Source organism: Arthrobacter sp. SRS-W-1-2016, from assembly GCF_002009585.1.
Classification (GTDB): domain Bacteria; phylum Actinomycetota; class Actinomycetes; order Actinomycetales; family Micrococcaceae; genus Arthrobacter; species Arthrobacter bambusae_A.
In genome coordinates, this window is the sequence record NZ_MTPV01000013.1 from 21,530 (window position 1) to 36,355 (window position 14,826).

Annotated in this window: 14 protein-coding genes and 1 tRNA gene; 4 read left to right on the plus strand and 11 right to left on the minus strand. The window is 64.6% G+C overall.

The genetic code is table 11. The annotated features are described in order from the left end of the window. The first annotated feature begins 69 nt into the window (after positions 1-69). Positions 70-516 (plus strand): MarR family transcriptional regulator, encoded by a 447-nt coding sequence (locus BMF89_RS03015; RefSeq protein WP_078105600.1) that lies wholly within the window; start codon positions 70-72, stop codon positions 514-516. 5 nt (positions 517-521) lie between these two features. On the opposite strand, the gene BMF89_RS03020 is transcribed toward BMF89_RS03015, so the two are convergent. The 11 genes from BMF89_RS03020 to BMF89_RS03075 all read right to left on the minus strand — a co-directional run bounded on the left by BMF89_RS03020 (position 522) and on the right by BMF89_RS03075 (position 11,531). Further along, positions 522-872, minus strand: coding sequence for a zinc ribbon domain-containing protein YjdM (locus tag BMF89_RS03020; RefSeq protein WP_078105601.1), 351 nt, complete (start codon positions 870-872; stop codon positions 522-524). An 845-nt stretch (positions 873-1,717) separates the two neighbouring features. After that, a tRNA-Pro gene (locus BMF89_RS03030) sits at positions 1,718-1,791 on the minus strand. 127 nt (positions 1,792-1,918) lie between these two features. Beyond that, a complete protein-coding gene (der, locus tag BMF89_RS03035) occupies positions 1,919-3,469 on the minus strand; it encodes a ribosome biogenesis GTPase Der (protein WP_078105603.1) in 1,551 nt (516 codons plus the stop codon). Between the two features lie 79 nt (positions 3,470-3,548). Next, complete coding sequence (locus BMF89_RS03040; RefSeq protein ID WP_078105604.1) at positions 3,549-4,178, minus strand: lysophospholipid acyltransferase family protein; 630 nt, start codon at positions 4,176-4,178, stop codon at positions 3,549-3,551. Between the two features lie 25 nt (positions 4,179-4,203). Next, entirely contained in the window at positions 4,204-4,917 is a 714-nt protein-coding gene (cmk, locus tag BMF89_RS03045; RefSeq protein ID WP_078105605.1) for a (d)CMP kinase, read from the minus strand. Further along, a complete protein-coding gene (locus BMF89_RS03050) occupies positions 4,917-6,023 on the minus strand; it encodes a prephenate dehydrogenase (protein WP_078105606.1) in 1,107 nt (368 codons plus the stop codon). The genes cmk and BMF89_RS03050 overlap by 1 nt, the downstream gene beginning before the upstream one ends. Before the next feature lie 3 nt (positions 6,024-6,026). Continuing rightward, positions 6,027-7,292, minus strand: a complete 1,266-nt coding sequence (locus BMF89_RS03055) for a pseudouridine synthase (protein ID WP_078105607.1) — start codon at positions 7,290-7,292, stop codon at positions 6,027-6,029. A gap of 159 nt (positions 7,293-7,451) precedes the next feature. Further along, positions 7,452-8,117 carry an SMC-Scp complex subunit ScpB gene (locus BMF89_RS03060; protein WP_078105608.1) on the minus strand — a complete coding sequence of 222 codons (666 nt, stop codon included), beginning with the start codon at positions 8,115-8,117 and terminating at the stop codon, positions 7,452-7,454. After that, positions 8,114-8,911 (minus strand): ScpA family protein, encoded by a 798-nt coding sequence (locus tag BMF89_RS03065; RefSeq protein WP_253190679.1) that lies wholly within the window; start codon positions 8,909-8,911, stop codon positions 8,114-8,116. Before BMF89_RS03065 ends, BMF89_RS03060 begins: the two co-directional genes overlap by 4 nt. A gap of 137 nt (positions 8,912-9,048) precedes the next feature. Next, complete coding sequence (locus BMF89_RS03070; protein ID WP_078105609.1) at positions 9,049-9,948, minus strand: AAA family ATPase; 900 nt, start codon at positions 9,946-9,948, stop codon at positions 9,049-9,051. 257 nt (positions 9,949-10,205) lie between these two features. Next, positions 10,206-11,531 carry a cation:dicarboxylase symporter family transporter gene (locus BMF89_RS03075; protein WP_078105610.1) on the minus strand — a complete coding sequence of 442 codons (1,326 nt, stop codon included), beginning with the start codon at positions 11,529-11,531 and terminating at the stop codon, positions 10,206-10,208. Positions 11,532-11,683: 152 nt separating this feature from the next. Between BMF89_RS03075 and BMF89_RS03080 the strand changes: the two genes are divergently transcribed. The 3 genes from BMF89_RS03080 to BMF89_RS03090 all read left to right on the plus strand — a co-directional run bounded on the left by BMF89_RS03080 (position 11,684) and on the right by BMF89_RS03090 (position 14,821). Next, complete coding sequence (locus tag BMF89_RS03080; RefSeq protein ID WP_139359520.1) at positions 11,684-13,351, plus strand: ATP-binding protein; 1,668 nt, start codon at positions 11,684-11,686, stop codon at positions 13,349-13,351. Then, positions 13,348-14,061 carry a response regulator gene (locus BMF89_RS03085; RefSeq protein WP_078105612.1) on the plus strand — a complete coding sequence of 238 codons (714 nt, stop codon included), beginning with the start codon at positions 13,348-13,350 and terminating at the stop codon, positions 14,059-14,061. Before BMF89_RS03080 ends, BMF89_RS03085 begins: the two co-directional genes overlap by 4 nt. Positions 14,062-14,179: 118 nt before the next feature. Next, complete coding sequence (locus BMF89_RS03090) at positions 14,180-14,821, plus strand: GntR family transcriptional regulator (protein WP_078105613.1); 642 nt, start codon at positions 14,180-14,182, stop codon at positions 14,819-14,821. Positions 14,822-14,826: the final 5 nt, after the last annotated feature.

A 14,826-nucleotide genomic window follows, 5' to 3' on the forward strand; every position in this document is an offset into this window, starting at 1 on the left:
GTAATTGCGCAAGCAACTACTTTTGCGTGCGTCTGGTTTCTTCATCGATCGGCAGGAGTTACGGGAGACATGGGCATCAAGGACGACGCCGTTGAGGTGCGGGCGCAGGGGTGGCGGACTCTCGCGGCGCTGCACGGCAACATCGAGGCAGCACTGGAGAAGGCGTTGCAGTCCGCCGCGGATCTTTCCGTAGTCGAGTACACGGTGCTGGACGCGCTGAGCCGCCAGGACGGCTGGCACATGCGGATGCAGCAGCTCGCCAGGGCCACGGCGCTTTCCAGCAGCGCCACGACGCGTTTGGTGAACCGACTCGAAGACCGGGGGCTGCTGACCAGGATCCTGTGCGCCGACGACCGGCGAGGGATCTACACGGAACTCACCGAGGCCGGCCAGAAGCTGTTACTGGCCGCCAGGCCCGTGCATGACGAAACCCTCGCGGAGTCCCTGACGGCCGCAGAATCGGTGCCCGAGCTTGAGCCCCTGGTGAAGGCGTTGGGGGCGTTGCAGGGGGCTTGAGGGCGTTAGACCTTCTTGACCACGCTTGACTTGAGCTGCATGGGTCCGAATCCGTCCACCTTGCAGTCGATATCGTGATCCCCCACGCCGTTCACGAGGCGGATGTTGCGGACCTTGGTGCCGACCTTGATGGCCGTGGCGCTCCCCTTGACCTTGAGGTCCTTGATCACCGTCACGGTATCCCCGTCTGAGAGGACGTTGCCCACGGCGTCCTTGATCTCCGTTGACTCGGCTTCCGCTTCGTCAGAAGCCGCCGGCGCCCATTCGTGCGCGCACTCGGGGCAGACCAGCAAGGCACCCATCTCGTAGGTGTATCCGCTGGCGCATTCGGGGCAAGGGGGAAGTGTTTCGCTCACCGTCCAATGATAGATGGAGGCGGTCCAACACGGAGACGTAGACCCGGACACACGGAGACGCCCGGGGTCGAACACGGAGACGGCGACCCGGGCACACGGAGACGCCCGGCGAGAACCCCGGAATCTCGCGGAATTGAACACGTAGATGGGAACTGGAGACCACTTAATTCTTGAGTTTGACCACTGAGAGACCACATTTCGGCCATATATTGCCAATGCCCAAGACATCGAAAGTTGGTGCATGAACCGTGCAGTTGCCTACATGGGGCCTCGTGCTGGGATGGCTGGTCGTCGGCATATATCTTCGCTCGCCCAGGCTCTTCGCCCTGATGACAGTCTGCGCCCTACCTGGGCTGGCGGCGCGTGCAATGTCGACAATTCTCGCCGAACCCTTGCATTTGACGGCAAGCCAACAGACCGGGCTGAGCGTCTTCTCTTCTATCTGGATCTACCTGACGCTGATCCTTTCCGTAGGTATCCGGCGAATGACTGGGCCAAGCTGAGGCGCCGGCCCCACCTCCGAGGTTGCAAGTCTCAAGACGTGTGGGCGCCGCCCTGACCTTCTTTGGTTTGGGAAATCGCTTACGACACGGCGGGTCACGTCATTTCCACGCTCTGGCCCTTCAAACAAGGTCAGGACGGCGAGGTCAGATCGGGAGAATCATGTGGACGGCGTCGATTTTGCCGGATCATTCTGTTCGCCGACGTTTCCGGTCCCGTGATTCCGCAGATCCATTCGAATGATTGAGCAGAATCCAACGCGCACTCAAAGCCACACCAACGATTAAACGCAAAAATCCCGGGAACCCATAGGTTCCCGGGACTTTGCTATCCATACCTTGCGGTCGGGCTGACAGGATTTGAACCTGCGACCCCTTGACCCCCAGTCAAGTGCGCTACCAAGCTGCGCTACAGCCCGTCAGTCCTGCCGTTCTCCGCCTAGGTTTTCACCTAAGCAGTCCGGCCGAACCACCTCAAAAAGCTTACACGATGTTCGAGGTTCCCAATGACACCTTGGCGGGTGTCATCTGTGATGCGCGTCTCAATTAGCGCTTCTTGCCGCGCTTTTCACGGACGCGCATGTTGACCTCGATCGGCGTGCCGTCGAAGCCGAAGGTTTCGCGCAGCCGGCGGGTGATGAACCGGCGGTATCCGGGGTCCAGGAAGCCCGTGGTGAAGAGCACGAACTTCGGCGGACGGCTGGACGCCTGGGTGCCGAACAGGATGCGGGGCTGCTTGCCGCCGCGGACCGGGTGCGGGTGGGCAGCCACGAGCTCGCCCAGGAACGCATTCAAGCGACCCGTGGGGATGCGCTTGTCCCAGCTCTCCAAAGCGAGGTCCAGTGCGGGCACCAGGCGGTCCTTGTGCCAGCCGGTCTTGGCGGAGATGTTGACTCGCGGAGCCCATTCAACGTGTGCCAGGTCCTGCTCGATTTCACGCTCAAGGTAGCGGCGGCGTTCGTCGTCGAGCAGGTCCCACTTGTTGAACGCGAGCACCAGCGCGCGGCCGGACTCGATGGCGAGCTGCAGGATGCGGACATCCTGCTCGCTGAGCACCTCGTCGACGGCCAGGAGCACGACGGCGACCTCCGCCTTTTCGAGCGCGGCCTGCGTACGCAGGGAGGCGTAGAAGTCCGCGCCCTGGGCCATGTGCTGGCGGCGTCGGATGCCTGCGGTGTCCACGAAGCGCCAGGTGCGGCCACCGAGTTCGATGAACTCGTCCACGGGATCGCGGGTGGTCCCGGCGAGGGGATCAACGACGACGCGCTCGGAGCCGGCCAGCTTGTTCAGCAAGGAGGACTTGCCGACGTTCGGGCGGCCGATGAGGGCGATGCGGCGGGGACCACCTGAGCGCTCGACGCCTTCGACGGTGGAGAACTCCGGCAGGGTGTCCATGACGTGGTCCAGGAGGTCGGCAACGCCGCGGCCATGGAGGGCGGACACCGGGTACGGCTCGCCGAAGCCCAGGCCCCAAAGCGTTGCCGAGTCGGCCTCCTGCGCAAAGTCGTCAACCTTGTTGGCCACCATGATGACCGGCTTCTTCGACTTGCGGAGCATCTTCATGACGCCTTCGTCCGTGGCGGTGGCGCCCACGGCGGAGTCCACCACGAAGAGCACGGCGTCAGCCAGTTCCACGGCCATCTCGGCCTGCTCGGCGACGCGGGCGTGGATGCCCCTGGCATCGTGCTCCCAGCCACCGGTGTCCACCAGCGTGAAGTTGCGGCCGTTCCAGTGAGCCGAGTACATGACACGGTCACGGGTAACCCCGGGGGTGTCCTCGACCACGGCCTCGCGGCGGCCGAGGATGCGGTTCACCAGCGTGGACTTACCGACGTTGGGGCGGCCAATGATGGCCAGGACCGGGTCAAGCTTGAGGGGGCCGTCTTCGCCTTCGTCGTCGTAGAGTCCGCTCAGCAGGGCTGCGTCGTCCTCGTCGAGGTCGTAGTCTTCCAGGCCTGCGCGGAGGGAGGCTGCGCGGAGTTCGGCTTCGTCGTCGTCCAGGGCGGCGAGGTTTTCAGCCACCTGGTCGGTGCCGGTGGGCGTGTATTCGTCGTCGCCGGCTCCGATGTTGCCGGATTTGTGAGTCGTATCGCTCATTGCACTTTCCTTAGTGGTGATCTGCCGGCGTCCCGGCTACTTCTTCTTGGCGGTGCTGCATTGGCTGTGGGCCGGCGCATTAGTCCCTCGGAAGGGACTGACCGGTGGTCTTGACGGCATCCTGGACGTGTCCAGCCAGCGCAGCGCGGATCTCCGCAGCCGCCCTGTCCATTGAAACACGCCCCGACTCGCCATTTCTGCGGGTCACATTGAAGGGGGCTCCGAAACTGACCTGCAGCTGGCGGCGCAGCCTCGGAATGTGATCACGGTGTTCGTCTCCGATCCGCGTTCCGAGGATGGCCACGGGAATCACTGTGGCTCCGGTCATCAGCGCGAGCCATGCGACGCCGTTGCTGATGTTGCCGGCGGTGCCGCTTCCCCGCGTTCCTTCGGGGAGAATCCCCACGCAACGGCCGGCGTCGAGCACTTTCTTTCCGAGCTGGAGCGCCGAGCGGTCGCCCGAGCGGTCGATGGAAATCTGTCCCGACGCACGAAGCACCTTTCCCAGGAACCCCTTGAACATCTCTTTCTTGACCAGGATGTGCATGGGCCGTGGAGCCGCGCCGAACATCACCGGCCCGTCCAGGAAGCTGATGTGGTTGCCCGCAAAAATGACCGGGCCGGATTTGGGAACATTGGAGCGTCCCGTGATCGCGGTCCGGTACAGGACATGGTCCAACAGCCAGCCAACAGGCCGGCTCCAGATCATGGTCCAGCGTGCCGGGAGCCGGGGCTCAGTCACCGTAGATGACCTTGCCCACAATGCTCAGCGCCGTTTCGACCGTTTGTTCGAAGTCCAGCTCCGAGGAATCCAGGGTGACCACGCCGTCGGCCGCCTGCGTGAAGTTCACCACGGTGGAGTCCTTGGCATCGCGGTGGATCACTTGGGCGGCCAGCTGCTCGTGGCTCTGCGTTCCGCCCAACTGGAGGCCGCGTCGCCGCAGCCTCGCTTCCTCGCTGGCGGTCAGCAGCATGCGGACCTCCGCAGAGGGCGCGACGACGGTGGTGATGTCCCGTCCCTCCACCACCATGCGGCGGTGGTGCTGTTCGATCAGCTGGCGCTGGCGGCGAATCAACTCGTTGCGGGCACCCAGCGTGGTTGCCACTGCGCTGACGGATGACGAGATCCTCGGTTCACGGATTTCCTCAGTGATGTCCACCCCGGCAACGCTGACGTATTCGGCGTTGGCGCTGGTGCTGAGTTCCAGCGGCAGGTCCTTTGAGGCCTGCTCGACGGCGGCGCCGTCGCTGAGGTCGATGCCGGTCTTGAGGCAGTACCAAGTCAACGCACGGTACATGGCACCCGTGTCGAGATAGGCGAGCTTCAAGCGCCGGGCCACTTCCTTGCTCACGCTGGATTTGCCGGATCCTGACGGGCCGTCGATGGCGACGACGAGCGGCTTGCCCGGACGAACTACGGTCTCCGGGCCGAAAAGTTCACGTGTCATTACTGGAGTACCCGCCATCCACGGTCGGTCAAGGCTTCAACAAGGAGGTCATGTTTGTTCGGCATGACGGAGAGTTCCACCATGCCAACGTTCTGCCCTGACGAGTGATCCAGGCGGAGATCTTCAACGTTGACGCCGATCTCACCGATCTCCGTCAACAGCCTGGCGATCTGCCCGGGCCGGTCGTCTACCAGAACTGTAAGCCATGAATATGCCTGCGGGGGTCCGCCGTGCTTTCCCGGGATCCTGGCCTGCCCCGCGTTGCCCTCGCTGATGAGCTGGGCAAGGTCCAGCCGGGCGCCGGGTGCCGTGGGATCCTCCAGGGTACCGATCAGACGGTTGAGGTCCTCGCGGACGCCATGAAGGATATGCACCATCTTGGCCGCATTGTTGCCCAGGATCTGCACCCATAGGGTGGGATCGCTGGCAGCAATCCTCGTGGTGTCCCGCAACCCGTTGCCAGCCAAAGACAGCGCGTGGAGCGGCGTCCCCTGCAGGCGGCTGGCCAGAAGCGAAGACATCACCTGGGGCAAATGCGATACCAGCGCAACCGCTTCATCGTGCTCCTCCGCCGTGAACTGGGAAACTATTGCCCCCAGGTCACCGGCGAGGGAACGCGCAGCGTGAAGCGCGTCGGCGCTGGTCTCGTCGGACGGGCAAAGGACCCAGGGCATGGACGTGAAGAGCTCGCCGCGGGCAGCGACGGGCCCCGATTTCTCGCGCCCCGCCATCGGGTGCGTCCCGACGTAACGGGACATGTCCACTCCACGGCCCCGGAGCTCGGCCTGGATTGCCAGCTTGACGCTGGCTATGTCCACCACAACGGCCTCCGGGTATTCACCCAGGGCACGCTCGACGACGTCGGCAGTCACATCCGGCGGTGCAGCGACAACAACCAGCTGGGGTGGGTTCTCAAGCTCGGAGAGAGGCCTGCCCGCACCGATATCCACGGCCACGGCCTGGTTGGTTGGCGACGGGTCCGAAAGGAACACGGAGACACCCCGGCCACGCAGGCCGAGACCGATGCTGGCTCCGAGCAGGCCGGTGCCGAAAACGACCACCGGGCCGTCAAGGTGGCCCCGGCCGTGCGAGTGGAATGCCGACATGCCTTACAGTCCTACGGAGGCCAGGAGGTGTCCGACTTCCTGCTTGCCGAGGTTGCGGATGCTCCCCTGGCGCTGGTCGCCCAGGCCGATGGGACCGATCTTGACGCGCACGAGACGGAGCACGGGGAACCCGACGGCTTCGAACAGACGGCGGACAATTCGGTTCTTGCCGGAGTGCAGCACGACCTCGATCAGGACGTGGCCCGGAGTAGAGTCCACCAGTTTGAAGGAGTCGACGGACGCGATGCCATCTTCGAGCTCGATGCCTTCCTTCAACTTCGCGCCGACGCCCTGCGGGAACGGACCACGGACCTGGACCAGGTACGTCTTGGGCACCTCATAGGAAGGGTGCGTCAAGCGGTTGGCGAGTTCGCCGTCGTTGGTCAGCAGCAGCAGGCCCTCGGTGGCGACGTCGAGGCGGCCGACGTGGAAGAGACGCTCGCCCTTGTTCTTGGCGGACTTGAGGAAGTCGCTGATGCAGGGACGGCCTTCGGGATCTTCCATCGTGGAAACGACGCCCTTGGGCTTGTTGAACACCATATAGAGCATGGTGTCATCGAGCTGGATGCGGATTCCGTCTACGTGGATCACCGCGGTAGCGGGGTCCACGCGCATGCCCAGCTCGGTGGTGAGCTGGCCGTTGACCTCGACGCGGCCTTCCTCGATCATTTCCTCGCAGACGCGGCGGGAAGCCACGCCCGCCTGGGCCATGACCTTCTGCAGGCGCACGCCATCGGCGTCGTGCTGCTCGGACTGCGCCACCTCGCCGCGGCGGCCGCGGGGCTTGCGGATCGGGCCAAGGTTCTGGCCGAAGCGCTCACTGCCGAAGGCGCGGGAAGCGTACTGCTTCTTGTTGCTGGCTTTGGGCTTCAATGCGCCCGGCGTGCCCGGAGCCTTGCCGAAGCCGGGCTTGTTGGAGCCAGGCTTGCGAGGGGCCTTGGCCGGCCTGGGATCTTGGCGGCCGGCGTCTTCACGGCGCCCGTAGCCTCCGGCCGACGTGGGGTTGTCCGGATCGAAGGGGCGCTCTTCACGCGGACGCGTGGGCTTGAAGGGGCGTTCTCCGCCCGGGGAGAAGCTGCGCTTGCTGCCTCCGGAGGCGCCGCCGGCACGGCTTGCGCCACCCCGGCCGGCACCGAAGCCGCTGCCTCCGGCGCGGCCGGCACTGCTGCGGCCGGCATTGTTGCGGCCTGAGTCTTGCGACTCGTTGCGTCCGGAATTGTTTCGTCCCGAACTGTTACGTGGTGAACCCTGGCGTCCCGCCTGTGTCATGACCCGTCCTTTTGTTATGGTGGCCGGCTTGTTCTTTCTCAACGTAAGCCAGCCGGACAGAGAATATCTGTCCCGTGTGTCTGCCCGCTACTAGCCGGGCGTTTGTAGATCCTTGCAATATTGAGTTGTTCAGCTTGCCTGCGGCCGGGTTTCCCGCGACTACATGCGTTCGGCGTCGAAGAACTCCTCGATGCCCTCCAGCCCCGGGAGGTGGGGGGACAATTGAGGCAGTTCCGCCACCGAGCCAATGCCCATGCGTTCGAGGAAGTACGAGGTGGTCCGGTAAAGGATCGCCCCCGATTCAGGATCGGTACCCGAGTCCTCGATCAGCCCGCGTTGGACAAGGGTCCGAACGACTGAATCGACATTGACGCCGCGGATGGCCGACACCCTGGCCCTGGAAACCGGCTGCCGGTACGCGATGACCGCCATGGTTTCAAGGGCTGCCTGCGTCAGCCGCGCGGTCTGGCCTTCGAGAACGAACCTGCCCACGACGTCGGCAAAATCCGCGCGTGAATAGATCCGCCACCCTCCGGCAACGTTCCGCAACTCAAAACCCCGGGGTGCAGCGCTGGCACTTGCATCAGTGTGCAAGTCATCAGCGTCCCTGCCCGGGGCTTTAACAGTATAGCCGCTATACTCCCGCCGCAGTCCCTCCAGCAAATCCTCGACGACGGCAACCGTCACGTTGAGCCCGGCGGCCAGTTCTTCCGCGGTGGCCGGTTGGTCGATCACCATCAGGATGGCTTCGAGGGCTGCGCGGGCCCCGCCCGGCAAGGCTTCAAGCTCGGCGAGGCCGTCCCCGCCGGTTTCCTGCTCGCTCACAGCGGTTCCTCTCCTTGGTCGATCTGCTCGTACTCGTCGCTCACATTGTCGCTGCTCCATCCTTCGGGGCGCCCTGTCCAGCGGACCGTCAGTTCGGCGAGCGGACCCGGTTGATCAAACGCCACCACACGGTCGCGGAACAGCTCGAGGAGCGCCAGGAACCGGACCACGACGACGAGCGTGGATTCGGCGTCGGCGATCAGTGCCCTGAATGTTTGTGGCTGGCCCCGCTGCAGGCGGTACCCGATGATCTCGGCTTGTTCCTTGACACTGACGGGTGTTCCGTGAAGGTGGTCGAGCCCGACTTCCTCGGGCGTGTTGTCCTTGGGTGCCAGCGTCTTGGCCGCCAGCGCGGCGAACTGTTCGGGCGTATGGCGCCAGATCAGCTCCGGCAGCATTGCCGCGAAATGCCCTTCCAACGCGACTTGCCGCGGGAAGCGCCGGGCTTCCGATTCCAGGGTGCCGGACATGATCGCGGACACTTGTTTGAAGGCCTTGTACTGCAACAGCCTGGCGAAGAGGAGATCCCGGGCCTCCAGCAAGGCAATGTCCTCGGCATCTTCGACCTCGCCGGCCGGCAGGAGCCTCGCCGCTTTGAGGTCCAGGAGCGTTGCGGCGATGACCAGGAATTCGCTGGCCTCGTCCAGGGCCCAATCCTCCCCCAGTTCCTGCAGGCGCCGGATGTACTTGATGAACTCATCCGTGACGGTCGCAAGCGCAACTTCCGTGATATCCAGCTTGTGCTTGGAGATCAGGCCGAGCAGGAGATCGAAGGGGCCGGTGAAGTTTGCCAGCCTGACTTCGAAGCCGGCCTTCCGTCCGGAAGGCCGGGCTCCGGCGTCGTCCGCGTTGCTTTCAGGTGGGTTCGACGGCGGCGCGTCGTCCGCCAGGACGGTCGCGGTTTCAGGGGTGAGTGGCTCGGCCACGCTGGCTAGGGTGCGCCGCCGCGCGAAATCAGTTCCTTGGCCAGGCGGCGGTAGGCGTCGGCACCGATGTGGTTTCCGGCGTAGCTGGTGATGGGCTCCGCGGCGACCGTGGCGTCGGCGAACTTGATGGAACGTTTGATGACGGTCTCGAAGACCTTGTCCCCGAACGCCTCCACGAGCCTGGAAATGACTTCGCGGCTGTGCAGGGTGCGGGCGTCGTACATCGTGGCGAGCACGCCGTCCACCTGCAGGCGCGGGTTCAACCGGTCCTGCACTTTTTCGATGGTTTCGACGAGCAGCGCCACCGCGCGGAGGGCGAAGAATTCGCAGATCAGCGGGATGATGACGCCGTGCGCAGCCGTCAAGGCGTTGACCGTGAGGAGGCCGAGGGACGGCTGGCAGTCGATGAGCACGACGTCGTAGTCGTCCTCGACGCTCTTGAGCGCGCGGTCCAGCACTTGCTCGCGCGCTACTTCGTTGACCAGCTGGACCTCGGCTGCGGAGAGGTCGATGTTCGCCGGCAGGAGGTCGATGCCTTCGACGCCGGTCTTCTGGATGGCGTCGCGGATGTCCACTTTGCGGTCCATCAGGACGTTGTAGACAGTGAGGTCGAGCTCGTGCGGGTTCGCGCCCAGGCCCGCGGAAAGAGCTCCCTGCGGGTCGAAGTCAACGAGCAGCACACGCCGGCCGAATTCTGCGAGCGCAGCGGCGAGGTTGATGGTTGACGTGGTCTTGCCCACGCCACCCTTCTGGTTGACCATGGCAATGACGCGGGCCGGGCCATGGGAGGCCAGTGGCGCGGGCTCGGGGAAGTCGCGGTGCGGGCGGCCCGTGGGCCCCATGACGGCGTCTTCCAGATCGAAATCCGTGCCCTCCAGCGTAGTCGTTCCCCGTTCGCTGCTCACGTATCTATCCACTCTCTCCACGACGGTCATTTCCTGCGGCTGTCTCCAGCACCAGCACTGCTCCCCACCTAGGCTACAGCGCCCGACACGGCATTCTGCGGAACTTGACATTGCCCGCAGTTTGAGCCTTTACCTTCTAGCTGAGGTAGAAGGTTGGGTCGGCGTGCAACAAAATGTGCCCGCAAAACGCAGGCAAGGCAGGTCCCCTGACGGGTTCCTGCCTTGCCTGCGTGGATACTTCCAAACAGTGTGCCGGACTAAGCGGCCACGGCCTCTTTCACCTCGGGTTCGGCGTGGTGGCTGATCATGGTCAGCTCGTCGAAGGGCGTCGCACCGGACAGGACGTTGGTGACCTGGTTGCGGTCGATTTCTTTGACCCAGGTACCGATCAGCACCGTGGCGACGGCGTTGCCCGTGAAGTTGGTCAGGGCGCGGGCTTCGGACATGAAGCGGTCGATCCCGACGATCATGCCGACACCGCCCAGGAGTTCGGGCCGGTGTGCCTGCAGGCCGGCTGCGAGGGTGGCCAGGCCGGCACCGGAAACGCCGGCCGCCCCCTTGGAAGCAATGATCATGAAGACCAGCAACGATACCTGGGCGCCCAGGTCCAGCGGAATACCCATGGCGTTGGCGACGAACAGCGAAGCCATGGTCAGGTAGATGGCGGTTCCATCCAGGTTGAAGGAGTAGCCGGTAGGCACCGTGACACCGACAACCGGCTTGGAGACGCCGAGGTGCTCCATCTTGGCGATAAGCCTGGGCAGCGCCGCTTCGGAGGATGAGGTGGAGAAGATGAGCAGGTACTCGCGGGCCAGGTACTTCATCAGCTGGAAAATGCTGACGCCGGCAACGACCCGCAGCAAGCTGCCGAGTATCACCACGATGAAGAGGGCGCAGGTGATGTAGAAAGCGACCATCAGGGTGAGCATGCCGAAGATGGCTTTCACTCCGGTGGCTCCGACCACCGCGGCGATCGCACCGAAGGCCCCGACGGGCGCCAGCCACATGATCATGATGAGGATGCGGAAGACGAGCGCCTGCCCATGCTGGATGGCTTTGAGCACCGGTTGGCCCTGCGAACCCATGCGCTGCAGCGCGAAGCCCACCAGGATGGCAACCAGGAGCGTCGGCAGCACGGGAATGTCTCCCGGGATGATGCCCAGCAGGAAGTCGGCGGTGCTGTTCGAAGAAGCAGGCGCGTTCGGGTTGTACGGGATCAGCTTCAGCCCCTCGCCCGGGTGGATGATGTTGCCGACGACCAAACCAATGGCGAGCGCGAATGTTGACATCACCAGGAAGTAGATGAGTGCGAGGCCGCCGACCTTGCCGACCGTGGCAGCCTTGGCGATCGACCCGATGCCCAGGACGATGGTGCAGAAGATGACGGGCGCGATCATCATCTTGATGAGCTTGATGAATCCGTCACCCAAAGGCTTGAGTGATTTGCCCACTTCGGGGAAAAGCAAGCCGACGACGGCGCCCAGCACAACTGCGGCGATCACGGCGATGTAGAGGTAATGCGACTTGTCCAGCCCCTTGCGCCCGGCCTTCGCGGGTGCAATCTCTCCTCTTTGAGAGGTCATGGCTTTGCTCCTTATAGATACTCTGGAAAGCGCCGTGGTCCCTGCAAAATGTCCCTGCGTCGCTCTGCTGTGATACCCATCATTAGGCGCGGCGTGACATGTATCACTGTTGCGTTCATATTGGTCACAGGATGGCCCGTGGAAAGGAGCACGTGATCCGACGCTGGAGCATTGCCCGGAGACTCTTTGTGGCGAATCTGCTGTTCATTCTGGCGCTCACCGCGATCGTGGGAACGGCGGCCTTCGTGGACGCCCGGGACCGGGCCTACAACGATGCCGGCCAGCGCATGCAGGCTGTGGCCGCGGCGATCGCAGCCAACCCCCTCGTCCTTCAGGCCGCCGGCACACCAAACCCGTCCGCCGCCCTGCAGCCCTACGCCCAAGTGGTCATGGCCAACGCCCATACCGACTTCATCACCATCATGGCCCCGGACCGGACGCGCTGGACCCATGCGAACCCCGACGAAATCGGCAAACCCTACATCGGCACCATCGATCCCGCCCTCCACGGCCAGACCTTCACCGAGGTCACCGCCGGTACTCTCGGCCCGTCCGTCCGCACCATCGTTCCGGTGGAGGATTCCTCCGGGAAGGTACGGGCCCTGGTCGCCGCGGGTGTCACGGTGCGGACGGTGGACGTCGCGGTCTCAGCCCGGCTCACGACGATCATCGCCTTCTCCCTGGCCATGCTCGCCGGAGGCTCGCTGGCCTCCTGGTTGTTGGGCCGCTACCTGCGTTCGGTCACCCGGGGGTGGGGACCGGAGCAATTGGCGCAGTTGTTCGCTTACTACGAGTCGGTCCTGCATTCTGTCCGCGAAGGCGTGGTGCTGATCGACACGGAAGGCCGCGTGGTCATGTACAACGACCAAGCCGCGGAGCTGCTGGGACTGGAGCGGTCCGACGTCGATCCCGCCGCGGGAGCCGCACCGCGCCTTGCGGACCTGCCCCTCGAGCCCAGCCTCCACGGGCTCTTCGAGTCCGGCCGGACGGCGCACGACGAAATCCACCTGACAGGGTCCCGGATCCTGGTGGTGAACCAGGCGCCCGCCGTGGGACCCCCGGGAATGAGGGGCCGGCAACGACCCGCCGTGTTCGGGACCGTGGCCACGCTCCGGGACAGGACGGAAATCGAGTCCTTGGGCAGTGAACTCGAAACCATGAAGACCCTGTCCGACGCCTTGCGGGCCCAGACACACGAACATGCCAACCGGCTGCACACCATCGTGTCCCTCATGGAACTCGGGCGGACCACCGACGCCCTGGACTTTGCCACCAAGGACCTTGAACTGAGCCAACAACTGACCGACCACCTCGTGGCATCGGTGGACGAACCTGTCTTGAGTGCGCTCATCATGGGGAAGTCCGCCGAGGCGCACGAACGCGGGGCGGAGCTCACGGTCACGGTGACGGGCGGGGACGGACTCCAGGGCCTGGCTGTCCAGGACCTCGTGACGATCCTGGGCAACCTGCTCGACAACGCGCTCGACGCCGCTGCTGCCGCTCCCCCGCCCCGCAAAGTGGAACTGGGCATCGAATCGGGCCCCGAAGGAACCACGTTCACGGTGGTCGATTCCGGGCACGGGATCGATCCCGCCATCGTGGACGACGTCTGGCACTACGGATACAGCACCAAGGCGGCCGGCATCGGACAAACCGGGCAACCTGGAGCCCCGTCGCGCGGCGTGGGACTGGCCTTGGTGCGGCAAGCGGTACAGCGGCTAGGCGGTACGCTGTCCATCAGCGACTCCACGAGCGCCTTGGGCGGTGCGTTCTTCCGCGTAGCGCTCCCCGCGCCGGACTCCAGGAAAGAAACCGAATGACCGAGATCCGCGTCCTCGTTGTCGAGGACGAACCCATCGCCGCCGATGCCCATGGCGTCTACGTCGGCCGAATCGACGGCTTCACCGTTGCCGGAACGGCCCCTGACGGACAATCGGCCCTGCGGCTGCTCAACGAGTTCGCTGTTGCCGGGCAACCGGTGGACCTCGTCCTGCTGGACATGAACCTGCCGGATCTTCACGGACTGGACGTTGCCCGCCGGATGCGTGCTTCGGGACTGCTTGCGGACATCATCGCCATCACCGCCGTCAGGGAAGTGAACATTGTCCGCAGTGCGGTGTCAATCGGCGTGGTGCAGTACCTCATCAAGCCCTTCACGTTCGCGACATTCGCGGACAAGCTCGCCAGCTACCGCGCCTTCCGTGAGCAACTCGCCGCACCGGCGTCGGGCGCGCGGGCGAGCGGTGCGTCCCAAAGCGATGTGGACCAGGCGTTCGCGAGTCTCCGCGCCCCCTCCGAAGTCCCACTGCCCAAGGGCCTTTCCGCCCATAGCCTGGAGTCCGTCAAAGACCTCCTGGCCAGCCTTGGCCGACCGGTGTCCGCGAGCGAGGCAACCGTCGCCCTGGGGATGTCCCGGGTCACCGTACGCCGCTATCTCGAGTACCTGGCCGACGCCGGAATGGTCACCCGGAATGCCCGATACGGCACTCCGGGGCGGCCGGAGAACGAGTACCGCTGGAACCGGGGTTAGCCACAATTCATCTGGATGTATACATAGCTCGATCATTGGCCGGGCATTCTCGGGAAAAGCTAGGCTTGATGGCCATTTGTGTATACACTGAGGACGTCCACCCAGCGAAGGAGGGTCCATGCGTGCCAGCGACAAAGCCTATGCGGCCCTGCGCGAAGACATCATTGAGTGGCGCCTGGCACCCGGAACGGTCCTCGCGGAAGTGGAACAATCCGAACGATTGGGCGTGTCCCGCACACCGGTCCGGGAGGCGCTGAGCCGGCTCAGCGCGGAAGGGCTGACGACGGCGGCAGGCGGCCGCGGCGTCGTCGTCACCGACATCTCGCTGGACGACATCGACGAACTGTTCGAGCTGCGCGAAACCCTGGAAGGCAAAGCCGCCGCCCTCGCCGCGGAACGCGGTGATCGCCCCGTGTTCGAGCAACTCCACGCCGAGCTCCTCCGGGCGCCCGAGATGCTCAACGACAGCGATCCCGCACGGCACGACTACTACGCCCTGGTGGGACGGCTCGACAACGCGATCGACGAAGCCATCTCCAATTCCTACCTCGCCCAGGCCATGCGCAGCTTGCGCGTCCACCTCGTGCGGGTCCGCCGCCTCGCGGCCGACGACGCCGAACGCCTCCATGCCGCCGCGGCTGAGCACGCCGCGATCGCCGAAGCCATCGCGGCAGGCAACCCCCGGCTCGCCGAAGCCGCCACCACCCTTCATCTGCACCGCAGTCTCTCCCACGTCAAAGCCACCCACACACCTCACTAAGGAGC

Coding starts and splice junctions, on each gene's coding strand:
- BMF89_RS03015 (WP_078105600.1), top strand. CDS start 70: ATGGGCATCAAGGACGACGCCGTTGAGGTGCGGGCGCAGGGGTGGCGG.
- der (WP_078105603.1), bottom strand. CDS start 3,469: ATGAGCGATACGACTCACAAATCCGGCAACATCGGAGCCGGCGACGAC.
- BMF89_RS03040 (WP_078105604.1), bottom strand. CDS start 4,178: ATGATCTGGAGCCGGCCTGTTGGCTGGCTGTTGGACCATGTCCTGTAC.
- cmk (WP_078105605.1), bottom strand. CDS start 4,917: ATGACACGTGAACTTTTCGGCCCGGAGACCGTAGTTCGTCCGGGCAAG.
- BMF89_RS03050 (WP_078105606.1), bottom strand. CDS start 6,023: ATGTCGGCATTCCACTCGCACGGCCGGGGCCACCTTGACGGCCCGGTG.
- BMF89_RS03055 (WP_078105607.1), bottom strand. CDS start 7,292: ATGACACAGGCGGGACGCCAGGGTTCACCACGTAACAGTTCGGGACGA.
- BMF89_RS03075 (WP_078105610.1), bottom strand. CDS start 11,531: ATGACCTCTCAAAGAGGAGAGATTGCACCCGCGAAGGCCGGGCGCAAG.
- BMF89_RS03085 (WP_078105612.1), top strand. CDS start 13,348: ATGACCGAGATCCGCGTCCTCGTTGTCGAGGACGAACCCATCGCCGCC.
- BMF89_RS03090 (WP_078105613.1), top strand. CDS start 14,180: ATGCGTGCCAGCGACAAAGCCTATGCGGCCCTGCGCGAAGACATCATT.